Annotated in this window: 14 protein-coding genes; all 14 read left to right on the top strand. The window is 38.3% G+C overall.

Going from position 1 to position 13691, the window contains the following annotated elements; all coding sequences use genetic code 11:
* Positions 1-5: 5 nt before the first annotated feature.
* The 14 genes from HMAT_RS19795 (at position 6) to HMAT_RS19730 (ending at position 13691) form a co-directional block, all read left to right on the top strand.
* A complete protein-coding gene (locus tag HMAT_RS19795) occupies positions 6-1109 on the top strand; it encodes a glycosyltransferase family 4 protein (RefSeq protein WP_104384602.1) in 1104 nt (367 codons plus the stop codon).
* The gene (locus HMAT_RS19790; protein ID WP_104384601.1) at positions 1106-2284 is read left to right on the top strand and encodes a right-handed parallel beta-helix repeat-containing protein; all 1179 of its coding nucleotides are present in this window, start codon (positions 1106-1108) and stop codon (positions 2282-2284) included. The genes HMAT_RS19795 and HMAT_RS19790 overlap by 4 nt, the downstream gene beginning before the upstream one ends.
* The gene (locus tag HMAT_RS19785; protein ID WP_104384600.1) at positions 2284-3378 is read left to right on the top strand and encodes a glycosyltransferase; all 1095 of its coding nucleotides are present in this window, start codon (positions 2284-2286) and stop codon (positions 3376-3378) included. The genes HMAT_RS19790 and HMAT_RS19785 overlap by 1 nt, the downstream gene beginning before the upstream one ends.
* 2 nt (positions 3379-3380) lie before the next feature.
* Positions 3381-4487, top strand: a complete 1107-nt coding sequence (locus HMAT_RS19780) for a glycosyltransferase family 4 protein (protein WP_104384599.1) — start codon at positions 3381-3383, stop codon at positions 4485-4487.
* 60 nt (positions 4488-4547) lie between these two features.
* Complete coding sequence (locus HMAT_RS19775) at positions 4548-5069, top strand: 3'-5' exonuclease (protein ID WP_104384598.1); 522 nt, start codon at positions 4548-4550, stop codon at positions 5067-5069.
* A gap of 107 nt (positions 5070-5176) precedes the next feature.
* The gene (locus HMAT_RS19770; protein ID WP_233789470.1) at positions 5177-5656 is read left to right on the top strand and encodes an adenylyltransferase/cytidyltransferase family protein; all 480 of its coding nucleotides are present in this window, start codon (positions 5177-5179) and stop codon (positions 5654-5656) included.
* 12 nt (positions 5657-5668) lie between these two features.
* The gene (locus HMAT_RS19765) at positions 5669-6091 is read left to right on the top strand and encodes an adenylyltransferase/cytidyltransferase family protein (RefSeq protein ID WP_104384597.1); all 423 of its coding nucleotides are present in this window, start codon (positions 5669-5671) and stop codon (positions 6089-6091) included.
* A 4-nt stretch (positions 6092-6095) separates the two neighbouring features.
* A complete protein-coding gene (locus HMAT_RS19760) occupies positions 6096-7094 on the top strand; it encodes a mannose-1-phosphate guanylyltransferase (protein ID WP_104384596.1) in 999 nt (332 codons plus the stop codon).
* A 271-nt stretch (positions 7095-7365) separates the two neighbouring features.
* Positions 7366-7842 carry a hypothetical protein gene (locus HMAT_RS19755; protein ID WP_158656024.1) on the top strand — a complete coding sequence of 159 codons (477 nt, stop codon included), beginning with the start codon at positions 7366-7368 and terminating at the stop codon, positions 7840-7842.
* Between the two features lie 202 nt (positions 7843-8044).
* A complete protein-coding gene (locus HMAT_RS19750) occupies positions 8045-8575 on the top strand; it encodes a transcriptional regulator (protein ID WP_104384594.1) in 531 nt (176 codons plus the stop codon).
* Positions 8576-8620: 45 nt separating this feature from the next.
* Positions 8621-10003: a nucleotide sugar dehydrogenase gene (locus HMAT_RS19745; RefSeq protein WP_104384593.1), complete on the top strand. Its 1383-nt coding sequence runs from the start codon at positions 8621-8623 to the stop codon at positions 10001-10003.
* Between the two features lie 129 nt (positions 10004-10132).
* On the top strand, positions 10133-11167 hold the full coding sequence (locus tag HMAT_RS19740) for an NAD-dependent epimerase (RefSeq protein ID WP_104384592.1): 1035 nt from the start codon (positions 10133-10135) through the stop codon (positions 11165-11167).
* Between the two features lie 6 nt (positions 11168-11173).
* The gene (locus HMAT_RS19735; protein WP_104384591.1) at positions 11174-11725 is read left to right on the top strand and encodes a serine acetyltransferase; all 552 of its coding nucleotides are present in this window, start codon (positions 11174-11176) and stop codon (positions 11723-11725) included.
* A 70-nt stretch (positions 11726-11795) separates the two neighbouring features.
* Complete coding sequence (locus HMAT_RS19730; RefSeq protein ID WP_104384590.1) at positions 11796-13691, top strand: heparinase II/III family protein; 1896 nt, start codon at positions 11796-11798, stop codon at positions 13689-13691.

Here is a 13691-nt window from a genome sequence, read left to right as displayed (position 1 = left end):
TCTTCATGGACAAACTTACTTTAGTACATATAATACCATCATTAGGGAGAGGCGGAGCCGAGCGTTTCGTTGTTGATCTGTGCAATGAACTTGCCAAATCGAATGAAGTGTATTTAATTTCTTTATTTGATAATACCGAGCATTCATTTCAACATGAAGTATCGAAAGATGTTCGATTGATTTCATTGGGTAAAAGACCGGGATTGGATTTGAAAGTAATACCCAAATTATTTAAGCTTATCAAAAAAATAGCACCACGTGTCGTCAATTCACATATAAATGCCTTAGAGTATTTAATACCTTATATGTTGTTCAGATTTAGAAATAAAAATATTAAGTTTTTTCATACCATTCATAATGAAGCAGATAAGGAGGTTGAAAATCGGGGTATATTTTTAATTCGGAAAATGTTGTTCAGTTCCAAACTAATCACCCCTATTACTATATCAAGTAGTATGAGTCAGTCTTTTCAAAAAGTATACAACTTATATGGCTATGATAAGCAAATAGACAATGGAAGGCCCTTTAAGCCTTTCGATATTAAGAAGCGTGATGAGATCAGAGCCAAGTATAGGGCAGCTGATGGACAACTATATGTCAATGTTGCTAGAATAGATACCCAAAAGAATCAGCTAAATTTAGTCCGTGCATTCAAAAACTTACGATCAACGATTGGCAACGGCGTGTTATTGGTGTTGGGTGATGTTATGAATGAAACAATTTACCGGAACATTATTGATGAGGTAGCGGGTGAATACAATATTTATTTGTTGGGCGGCGTTTCAAACGTCGAGGATTATTTGGCGGCATCAGACGCTTTTATTCTGCCAAGTATATACGAAGGTATGCCGATCTCATTAATAGAGGCTTTATCGCACGGATGTATTCCCATCTGCAGTCCGGTCGGGGGTATGAAAGATATGATCGAAGATGAGAAAAATGGTTTTTTTACTACCGGAACTTTAGTCGACGATATTGCCAATGGGATAGTACGGTATTCAAAAAATGAAAATAAAGAGGCCATTAGCGAAAATGCTAAAAAGTGCTTCCACGATCACTATGCTATTGAGTCTAGTGCTTCTAACTATTTAAAAGCTTATACAGTATGAAAAAGATTCTAATCGCTTTAGTATTATTTTTGATTTTTCAGCATTCATATGCTCAAACTGTGGTGACGGTTTCAGTATTGGATTTTGGAGCCAAGCCTAATGATCTTGAGAGTGATCAGCTGGCATTTGAAAAAATGAGTGCATTTGTGAACGCTCGCGGGGGACATGCGATCATTAATATACCTTCGGGTGTATTTTTAGTTGGGCGCCAGGAAAAGATCGCAAATAGCAGCTATTACCTAACAGGTAAAGACGTCATTGGCCTTGAGAATTGTGAGAATGTAACGATTAGGGGAGCTTCAGGTACTAAGCTACTGTTCAATGTCGGGATGCGATTTGGCTCTTTTAATCCGGCTACAGGAAAGAGTACCAATAAAACTTTCGAGTGTGTTGCCAAAAATAATGTTGCAACGGAGCGGGCAATGCTTGGACGAGTTATCCATATCAGAAACAGCCGTAACATTACCATTCAGAACCTACACCTCGATGGTAACTTTTATGCCGGTACGGTTAATAATATGAATAATTTTGCTCTACGTGGTATTTCTCAAAATGCAGAATTTATGCCTGATAAGCTCAACTTAGGTGGCGGTTATGGCGATTGTGGTATTCAGATTGAACATTATGGCATCGTTGTATTTCATTCCCGCGATGTTTTGATCAATAAAGTACGCTCCAATCGTTTTGGGACTGATGGACTGATGATCGCTAATGTCAGTGGGAGCGATAACAATATTCGTGTTCAAAGCTCTACTTTTGATTATAATTCGCGCACAGGTATAGCTATCGGAGGAGGTCAAGACATAACGATTAATAAAAGTACAATAAGCAATACAGGACGATTTTTGTATATTTCTACTGCTACAGGCATTGACATCGAACCGGAGGCCGATGCGGCAGTTAAAAACAAAACGGTTAAGAAAGTAACCATCAGCAACTGTATGCTTTCAGGAAATAGCGAAGGAGCTATATTAGCCAAATTCGGAGGAGCTAGTTCGGAAGTTCACGTTTTGAATTGTAACATATCTTCCGCGCGGACAGCAGTTGTGGTAGGACCAAAGTCAACTAACTTTAAGTTTTTCAATAACAAACTGAATGGTGAACTTATTCTTAACAATAAAAATATGGGTAAAATTTCAGTGAAAGAACAACGTGTGTTAAACCAAGTGAATTAATGAATATTCTTCATATTATCAATAATATGGCCAATGGCGGGGCGGAGCGATTGCTTGTCGATTTTCTGCCACAGCTAAAAGCGGAGCACTGTAACATTACTTTGCTGGTTGTTATTGAGTCAACCAGTTTACCTGTTTATATCGACGAATTACGCGAAGCTGGGGTTGCGGTCTATTTTTTAAAAAATAGCGGCAGTTTATATGATATACGTTTGCCATTTGCGATAAATAAATTTTTAAACCAAGGAAGATACGATATTGTTCATGCCCACTTATTCCCAACTTTTTATTATGTGGCGTTAGTGAAACGGATCTTCGCCAGGAAGGAACGTTATTACTTTACTGAGCATAGCATTCACAATAAGCGAATTGACGACAAGCGATTCAAATATTTGGAAAAGTGGATTTATAAGACCTTTGATAGGGTTATTGTTATTTCTGATGCTATTAAGCACAAATTGGATAATTGGACCGGAACGGCCGAAAAAACGTTAACCATCCGGAATGGTTTAAATTTAGCGAAGCTAGAACAGGCTGCAGCAAAAGATCTGAGTACAATTGATAGCGTTTTAGTGGGTCACGATAAGAAATATCTGTTGATGTCGGCACGATTTGATCGTCCGAAGCGGCAGGATTTGTTATTAGAGGTTGTCCAACGGCTTCCCGAAAATTTTGTGCTAATCTTGGCGGGAGAGGGGCCACAGTTGAGCAACTGCCAATTGCTGGCCGGACAATTGGGAATCTCCCATCGGGTAGTTTTTTTAGGGCATCGTAGCGATATCGCTTCGTTAATGAAATCGGTTGACTTGAATATCCTGTATTCTGATTATGAAGGTATGTCTGGCGTCACAGTTGAGGCATTGGCTTCTGGCAAACCATTTTTAGGATCCGACGTACCGGGTATCAATGATGTTGCTCCGAGTCCCTTAAATTTATTTAAAAACTATCACCCTAATGAAATTGCTGAAAAAATCATTAATCTCTCCACATTGAAAGAAAATGTATTGCTTGATCTTCAGAAGGAGCAATCCGAAAAATTTACGATGAAAGCGATGGTGGAAGGCTATTTGGGTTTATATCAATCACAGGGATAAGTATGATGGGAAAAAAAGTATTACATATTGTATCGGTATCCTTTTCGCTGCGTTATTTTATCGGCAATCAGTTCCATTATTTTAAAGAAAGAGGGTATGAATTTCACGTAGCTTGTTCTCCATCCGACGAGTTAGTTTCTCTTTCCAAAGAGTATGGCTTTGCCGTCTTCCCAGTTCCTGTTTTGCGTAGTATCAGTCCCGTTCAGGATATTATCACTATTACTAAGCTTTACCAGTATATCCTCCGCGAGAAATTTGATATTGTGATTGCTCACTCCCCCAAGGGAGGGTTGCTCGGAATGATATCTGCTTATCTGGCGAGGGTACCAAAACGTATTTATTTTCGGCATGGATTGGTGTTTGAAACAGCTTCGGGTTTCTCGAAAAGATTATTGATAACTATAGAACGTATCACTGCGGCATGTTCGCATATTATCGTTAATGTTAGCCCATCGATTATAAAATCCTCAAATAATTTAAAATTAAATCCGCCTCATAAAAATGTGCTGCTAGGCAACGGTACTTGCAATGGAATAGATGTGAATAGATTTGTACATCGGCCAGCTCATTCGGATTCTACTGTGACTACGATAGGTTTTGTAGGAAGACTATGTAAAGATAAAGGGATATATGAGCTCATCGGCGCCTGGGCATTACTTCAAAAGGAATATCCACTGTTGCGCTTGCTTTTGGTGGGGCCTTTAGATGAGCGTGATAGACTCGATAAAGCTATTACGGATCAGATTTATGCGGATCCCGCCGTTGAATACGTCGGTGAAGTTGACGATACTTCACCCTACTATAATAGCATGGACATATTTGTGTTGCCATCTTACCGTGAGGGTTTTCCTACAGTTACTTTGGAAGCCTCTGCCTCCGGTCTGCCCATTGTTACCACCCGCGTGACCGGTTGTATTGATTCGATTCGAGAACAGGAGACGGGCATTTATGCAGATAATACTATTTCCGGTCTATACCATGCCCTGAAATTCTATATTGATCAGCCGCAAATAGCGCGGGAACATGGCAGCAATGGGCGTGCATTTGTGTGTGCTAATTTTTCGGAAGAAAAGATTTATCAGGAAATAGAAAGCAAACTGTTATCATGAGGCTATAGAAAGGTACATTAATTATTATTAATTTTACCTGGACTTTTAGGAGGAGTAAATATGCAATCAGGATTAAGTTTTACAGCAATAGATTTCGAAACAGCTACGGCCAACCAGAATTCGGCGTGTGCCATAGGTCTAGTAGTTGTTGAACAAGGAATTATTGTAGAAGAATTTTATTCACTGATCCAACCCCCTCAAAATCAATATATGTGGCAGACGACCCGTGTCCATGGAATACGCCCAAGGGACACTGCGACAGCGCCTACTTTTAAAGAATTGTTCCCCCGCATCTTTCCTTTGATCAATAACCGGGTTATGGTTGCGCATAATGAATTATTCGACCGTGGCGTTTTGCGCAAGACCATGAATTACTATAATCTGCCTTACGATAGTTTGGGTTTAATGGAAAAATGGGAATGTACCTTCAGAATTTATCAGGAAAAAGGCTTTAAACCTGCCCGATTAAATGCCTGCTGTGAGGTGTTGGGAATTGAGCTAAATCACCACGAGGCACTTTCTGATGCGCGGGCCTGCGCCAATCTGTACTTGAGGCATGCCGATGTCCCTTCTTTGGCATGATTTTTTCGTTAAATCTCGGTGTAAAGAAGGTGGCATCCTGTTTTAATTTTTATCTTTGGTAAAGGTGTACTGCCGTTTTATTATAAATTTTAATATTTAATTTGACTATGATTACTATTCCAGCCAAGGGCATGCGTATCGGGATTACTTTCAGTGCGTTTGACCTCTTGCACGCGGGGCATATCAAAATGCTTGAAGATGCTAAGCGTCAATGCGATTTTTTGATCTGCGGTTTGCAGACCGACCCGACTTTGGATCGGCCAGAGAAAAATAAACCGGCACAGACTGTAGTGGAGCGTTACATCCAGCTTAAGGGCTGTAAATATGTGGATCAGATTGTACCTTACGCTACGGAGCAAGATCTGGAGGATGTCCTTCGCTCCTTTAATATTGATGTGCGTATCGTTGGTGATGAGTATCGGGAAAAAAACTTTACAGGGAGGGCATATTGTGAGGAAAAAGGGATTGAACTCTATTTCAATAGCCGTGATCACCGGTTTTCAAGTTCGGGTTTACGCAAGATTGTGGCCAATGCCAATTTAGAAGAAGAATCCATTTTAAAATCAGACGTTTCATCAACAATTTAAGAAAGTAGCTACATGAAAATAGGAATTACCTTTGGTGTATTTGACCTCCTGCACGCCGGCCATATTATGATGTTGGAAGAAGCCAAGCGACATTGTGATTATTTAATCGTTGGTCTTAATACCGATCCTTCGGAAGTATCTCCTGAGAAAGCGAAGCCTACACAAACAATTGTAGAACGTTATATCCAACTAGAAGGTTGCCGTTATGTGGATGAAATAATTCCTTACGAGACGGAGCAGGATCTGATTGATATGATCAAAGCTTTGCCGATCAATTTGCGCATTATTGGCGAAGAGTACCGCGATAAAGATTTTTCTGGTCGCCTGTATTGTGTGGAGGAGAATATAGAAATCTATTATAATAAACGTACACATCGTTTTTCGAGTACGGGTTTGCGCAAAGTTGTAGCAGATAAAGAAGCGGAGAAAAAATAATAATATGAGCGCAATTATCCATGTGGTATTAACAGGAGGAGTAGGAAGTCGGCTTTGGCCACTTTCGCGTAAGAGCTATCCCAAACAGTATCTTTCGTTATTCAAAGAGGGATCTTTGTTTGAGATGACCATTAAGCGGAATCAGGCGCTTTGTAGTCAGGTTATTGTGGTGGGTAATCGTGACAATCATGGTCTAAGCCGGGAGGTGATGGAAAACAATAAAGTGGACTATATCGATATTGTTGAAGCTACACCACGTAATACGGCTGCGGCAATTGCTTTTGCCGCTTTTGCGGCGCAGCCGGACGATATTCTTATTGTCACACCATCAGACCATGTTATTGTGGGTGATGAAGCTTATGCAAAAGCCATTAAAGCTGGGATAGAAAAAGCGAACAAAGGTTATATTGTCACTTTTGGTATACAGCCGACCCGACCGGAAACGGGCTATGGTTATATTGAATACAAAGATGATAAGGTGTTGTCTTTTCGGGAGAAGCCGAATCAGGATACAGCAGAGGATTTTATAGAGCGGGGCAATTTCCTATGGAACTCAGGTATGTTTTGTTTTCGCGCAGATACCTTCTTAAGTGAATTACAGAATTTCGAGCCCAAGGTATATGCAACAGCATTTAATGCCTGGCAACATCGTCAGGATGGGGAGCTTGATTTAACTTTGTCAAAAGAGATACCATCCATTTCCATTGATTATGCTGTAATGGAACGGTCAAAGAAAATCCGTGTGGTGGCTACGAGCTTTCAATGGTCGGACCTCGGCTCCTTTGAATCGATGTATGATTATCTGAAACAAACAGGACATCCAGTGGATGAAAATGGAAATATGGTAATCGGTACCGATATCTATACTGCTTTTGTTGGTCTGCGCGATAGTATTCTGGTGCATACTAAAGATGCTATTCTAGTGCTACAGAAAGAGAAATCCCAAGATGTCAAAAAAATATATAATACGCTTGAACGTCATCAATCCAAATTGATTGACTAAAATTATTCGGGGGGCGTGCTAGTTTTGCGCTCCCTATTCCTATTTCCTTAACTTAAATTCATCTTTTTGTTAATTTCTTTTTCAGAAAAACTATTTGTTAACAATAAAATAATAGAGTGTATTTTGTTGATTATCAGTTTTTTGTGAAATGTCCCTTGTTTGTCCCTAGTAAATCTTGATGATAAAAGAAGCTGTTGAACTATATTTGAATGTAATCGGATTCGTATACCGACTATTTAAAAGCCATTTAAAATTATTTTATCGTATTCTTATGACACTTGCTATAACGCTATCTATCTTAGTATTGACCACCATTTATTTTTTGATGCGGAAAAGACAACAGGAGCAACGGTTTAGCCGAAGGGTTGCTATGACTGTTAATTATATGTTCCAAGACCGACCAGGGCAATATAGCGGTGATCGCAACGTGAAAAGTGGTGTGTTCGTTTTCAAGGCGGAGCGGCATGATGATAAACTAAAGAATATTGTTATAAGGAGGGTAAAACCTCTAAATACTGCTTTAAATGTTAATTTAGAACAGATTTTGGTTGTGCCTTTTGGACAACAGGAGGGGGCGATATCGGATGTTTCGGTGCGATTTAAAGTCGTCAAACGAGGTGCAAGGTTAGCAGATCTGAAAGGAGGGCGGGTAAGTATTTCTGGTGTAATGAATTTCGAACAGCATAAACCTGAACCTTTTACAGCAACACTAGCTATTACGGATTTATACCAAGGCATAGGTGTGTGATTGTTTGTGACTATAACTCTTGAATTTTATATTTTCATTTTTAGACAGCTCTTCATGAGCTGTCTGTTTTTGAGCCTATTGAGATCAATGTTCCACGTGGATGCCGAATGGAAAATGTTTTTTCCAGCGTTGGTTAACAATTTAATAATTTGCAAGAATCAATTAGATTGAGTACTTTTGTTACTCAATCTAATGCTAAACCATGTTAGACTCTTTGATTACCTCCAAAACCAGGCTTAAGCTGCTCATCAAATTTTTTGTTTCGGCAAGTAATCGTGGTTATCTGCGCGGGCTGGCAGATGAGTTCAAGGAATCGACCAATGCCATCCGTAAAGAGCTTAATCAACTAACCGATGCAGGTTATTTAATACGGGAGGATAACGAGCATAAGATTTATTATCGGGCCAATATCAAACATTCACTTTTTTCTTCTTTGCAAGGATTGATTCATAATTTTTTGGGGATTGAGGCATTTGTGGATCAGGTACTGGAGCGTGCTGGTGATGTGGAGATTGTGGCATTACTGGGCGACTATGCACAAGGTGTAGATTCAGGGCATATTGAAGTTTTGGTAAAAGGAAAAGAACTTAATATAGACTATTTGGAGCAAGCTTCTGTTAAAGCTGGCACAATACTTGGTAAGAAGGTGTCCGTATACACAGAAATACCTAGTGTCGTACAGGGGATGATCGTGTTATACACAAAAAAGAACAATACATTGCTCCAATCTTAGAAAAACAAGATAAATTATTATAAAAAATTAATTGGAATAGATAAAATGAAAGAAATTAAAAGAATAACCTGTATCGGTGCGGGTTATGTAGGCGGTCCTACCATGTCGGTCATTGCACAGAAAAATCCAAATGTCATTGTTACTGTAGTCGATTTAAACCAGGCGCGCATTGATGCATGGAATGATGCTGATTTAGAGAAGCTGCCTGTCTACGAGCCAGGTCTCGATGCAGTTGTGGCGGATGCACGTGGTCGCAATCTTTTCTTTTCTACGGATGTGGAGAAAGCCATTGACGAGGCCGATATGATTTTTATTTCGGTCAATACACCAACCAAGACCTATGGTAAAGGTAAGGGACAAGCTGCCGATCTCAAATACATAGAATTATGTGCTCGCCAGATTGCGGCTGTAGCCAAGTCGGATAAGATTGTTGTGGAGAAGTCTACTTTACCGGTACGTACGGCTGCTGCTCTAAAAAGCATTTTAGACAATACAGGTAATGGCGTTAACTTTCATATTTTATCCAATCCCGAATTTTTAGCTGAGGGTACTGCAGTCAGCGATCTGCACAATCCTGATCGCGTATTAATTGGAGGTGAAGATGCTGAGGCAATAAATGCCTTGGTAGAAGTTTACAAAGCTTGGGTTCCGCAGGAGAAGATCTTAACCACTAATCTTTGGTCTTCTGAGCTATCCAAGCTGGTTGCCAATGCTTTTTTGGCGCAACGTGTTTCTTCAATCAATGCAATTTCGGAATTATGTGAGGTGACAGGAGCTAATGTGGATGAAGTAGCTAGAGCCATTGGTCACGATAGCCGTATTGGATCGAAGTTTTTGAAAGCTTCAGTTGGTTTTGGAGGATCTTGTTTCCAAAAGGATATTTTGAATTTGGTCTATATTGCGCGTTCCTATGGTTTGACAGCTGTAGCAGATTATTGGGAGCAGGTCATTATTTTGAATGATCATCAAAAAGCGCGGTTTGCAGAAAATATTATTCAGACCATGTACAATACAGTGAATGGTAAGAAGATCGCATTCTTGGGGTGGGCATTTAAGAAAGATACTAATGATACACGTGAGTCTGCAGCTATTTATGTAGCCGACCATTTGTTGGAAGAAGAAGCGCATGTGGTTGTTTATGATCCAAAAGTATCAGCTGAGCAGATTTATAAGGATTTGGATTATTTAGGTACGAGATCTCCAGAAGACAATCGTCGTTTAGTGACTGTGATTAACGATCCTTATGATGCTCTACGAGATGCACATGCTGTTGCGGTACTTACTGAATGGGACGAGTTTAAAACTTATGATTGGGCAAAAATTAAAGACAATATGAAAAAACCAGCCTTTGTTTTTGATGGGCGTAAATTGTTGAATGGTGAGCAATTGAGTGTGCTGGAATTTGATTATTATGCGATTGGTGAATAAGAGAGCTAATTTATATCGTAGAACAATTCAAAATTCTTTCTTATTAATGTAATAATGAGAGTTCTATATATTCTTGTTGTAGTAACGATGTAAATACGTAAGGAAATTTGGATAGAACTAAATTAAACTATGAGCTATAAGAAAATATTGGTAACTGGGGGCGCGGGATTTATCGGCTTTCATCTATGTAAACGTTTAGCGGAACAAGGAAATGTTGTCGTAGGTATAGATAACATCAATGATTATTATGACGTTAATTTAAAGTATGCGCGCTTACATGAATTGGGGATAGACCGTTCTGAGGCGGAGCAGTTTAATTCTAAAGTGTCTTCGCGTAATTATACTAATCTGACGTTTGTCCGTATGAATTTAGAAGATCGGGAGCAACTACCGGCACTTTTTCAAGCGGAATCCTTTGATGCTGTTATCAATCTGGCGGCACAAGCAGGTGTTCGTTATAGCTTGGAAAACCCGATGGCCTACGTTGACAGTAATTTAGTTGGATTCGTCAATATTTTAGAATGCTGCCGCCATCACAAGATTGGGCATTTAGTCTATGCTTCGAGTTCATCCGTGTATGGAGAAAATGGAAAAGTACCTTTTTCGGAGGAGGACCGCGTGGACTATCCGGTAAGTTTATATGCAGCAACCAAGAAAGCCAATGAATTAATGGCTCATACCTATAGTCACCTGTATCAAGTTCCGACGACGGGTCTACGTTTTTTTACGGTTTATGGACCATGGGGAAGGCCAGATATGGCACCAATTCTCTTTGCTTCGGCTATTAGTGAAGGACGTCCAATTAAGGTTTTCAATAATGGCGATATGAGCCGCGATTTTACCTATATTGATGATATTGTTAATGGAATTATCATTGCATTGGAAAATCCTGCTAAAGCAGAAAACATACAGCCTTATTATCAGGTTTTTAATATTGGAAATGGGGCTCCCGTGTCCCTGATGGAGTTTATTGAAACATTGGAAAGTAATTTGGGGAAAGTTGCTGATAAAATCATGCTTCCCATGCAACCAGGTGATGTGCCTCGGACTTGGGCAGATACAGAACATTTAAGTGCGATAGGCTATCAGAGTTCAACCTCTATCACTACTGGAGTAAGAGACTTTGTTGAATGGTTTGGGACTTATACGAACATATCTAATTAGAAAATTATGATTAAAACGAAAAGTGATTATCATTTTTATCTGGAAGAAGACAGAAAAGCTTTAAATGTGAAATATAGGAGTTTTATAAATCAATTTGTAAGAGACATGTTTTTTCCAAATTTTATTTATGTTTTTCAGCGTAAGCTTCGGAAAACTGAATATTATAAAAATACACAAAGTAATATATTTAGGAAGCTTTTGTATTTATACTCATTTCAAGACTATCGAAGATATCAAATGAAATTAGGTTTTTCGATTCCTCTGAATGTTTGTGGTCCAGGTCTTTCGATCGCTCATTATGGGACTATTGTGATAAATGGGAATGCTAAAATTGGAGCAAATTGCAGAATACATATTGCTGTCAATATTGGAGCCAATAATGGAAGTAAAAAGGCTCCTATCTTAGGTGATAATGTTTATATCGGTCCTGGTGCCAAAATTTTTGGAGATATAAACATTGCTGATAATGTTATGATTGGTGCGAACTCCGTCGTTAATAAATCAGTGGAGGAAGTTGGATCAGTTGTAGTGGGAATTCCTGCCAAGAGAATTAGATAGTATTATTGTATGATAGAAAATAAAATATGGACTGGTATTTGAGCGTAATTGTAATAAAATAAAGCATGCTATGAAAAAGATTGTTTTTTTAGTGATATCGTTATTGTTCGTCTATTTAGAACCATTTGCTTTTACAAGAGAAAATAGTCTAAACGATTCATTTAGATTAGGAAAAGATGAGTTAGGCCCTTTAATCTCATTAGCAGAATTAAATTCAAAGATGTCTCAATTACCTGAGTCTGTAAAGAAAAGCATAGTTAATGATGCTGATAAAGTCAATAATATTTCAGTATCTACTCTTAAAGCTATTTCTGCTTCATCCTATAGCGATTATCAAACATTGGGGACAAGATCGAGTTATGACGATATTAATAATGATGATCTTACAAACTTGAAAAAGCTTTTGTTAGCGGAGGTGCTTCAAAACAATGGTCGCTATATTTCAAATATAGTTGCTTTCTGTCAAAGGTTTATCAATAGAAAAACTTGGGTTATGCCTGCCCATGTATCAAAAGTTGAAAAAGGAGATGCAATTGATTTAGGGGCCGTAGATATTTCCGAAACTTTAAGTTGGGTAGTACATCTTTTTAAATCAAAACTACCTAAACAAACTGTATCCGCACTAGTAAAAGAATTGGATTCTAGGATTTTTCAGAATTATATTTCTAAGGATATGACTTGGATGGGGTTTAATAAAGGAACTCAAGTGGGGAATTGGAATCCTTGGTGTAATTATAAGATAACGTTAAGCCTAAGTCTCTTGGATGATAACATTTCTGAATCTACTAAAAAGGCAGTTTTTGAAAAATCTAAACGGTCAATATTAAGTTTTGTAAATCAATATAATGTAGACGGATATAATTCTGAAGGACCTGTGTATTGGCAACAGTCTATTCCAAATCTATTTAAATACTTGGATGTACTGAAGGCAGGAGGATATTCTCTTTCTATTGACAAATCGCTTCTTCAGAAATCACTTCAGTACATACAGAATATGTATATTTCAGGAGAATATTTTGTGAATTTTGGCGATGCTTCCCCTAGGGTGTACTTTTTTCCAGTTGATGTTTATATGGCAAGCAAAGGTTTAAATGATCAGAAGATGCTCTCCTTTTCCTTCTTTCTTAGTCAACGTAATAATGTTTCTACTAAACCTACGAGAGGTACAATAACTCAAGCTATAAATACAATAATCCATTATCAAGATCTTAACTCCAAAGGAACACCGTCCTTTAAAAGAGGAATTTATTATAGTAGTGGACAAGTGGCTTTAGCTAGGACTTATGAGAATAACAAAGGTTTTATATTTGCTGCAAAAGGTGGTAATAATGGTGATAATCATAGTCATAATGATGTAGGGAGTTTTGTGCTATATTATCAAGGTTATCCAGTTTTTATAGACTTAGGCACTGGCACTTATACAAAACAGTACTTTTCAACAGGCAGGCATAATTTAATGGCAACCCAATCACAGTATCATAATGTTCCACAAATTAATGGAACGGATCAAAGACAGGGCTCAAACTTCGTTGGAGTAAATCCTGAGTACTCTTCTAACGAAAATAATATGAAGTTTTCAATCGATCTCCAAAAAGCTTATCCTAAAGAAGCGATGGTCAATAGTTATAAAAGAGTTTATTCTGTTTCTTATTTGAATCCACAGCTAACAATAACTGATCGATTTGACTCGAAGAAGTCTGGTGGTAAGACAGAATTATTTTTCATGTGCATTAACAAACCTGAATTAAATGGTAATGGTGAAATGATACTTAGTATTGAAAATAAAGCCAAAATTGTAATGAACTATAATAAAGATAAGTTTCGGCCAGTAATTGAAGAGGTTAAGCTTAATGATAACACTCTAAGAAAAAACTGGGGGAGGGAAGTGGTGTATAGAATTCATCTACAATTCATAAAAGTTAGTTCGGGAATAAACGAAGGAGTAATTACAATTAAAGGATTATAA

This window comes from Sphingobacterium sp. HMA12 (genome assembly GCF_002933815.1).
Lineage (GTDB): Bacteria > Bacteroidota > Bacteroidia > Sphingobacteriales > Sphingobacteriaceae > Sphingobacterium.
The sequence above is the reverse complement of the archived record's forward strand: the minus strand, read 5'-3'. Positions and strand labels throughout refer to the sequence as shown.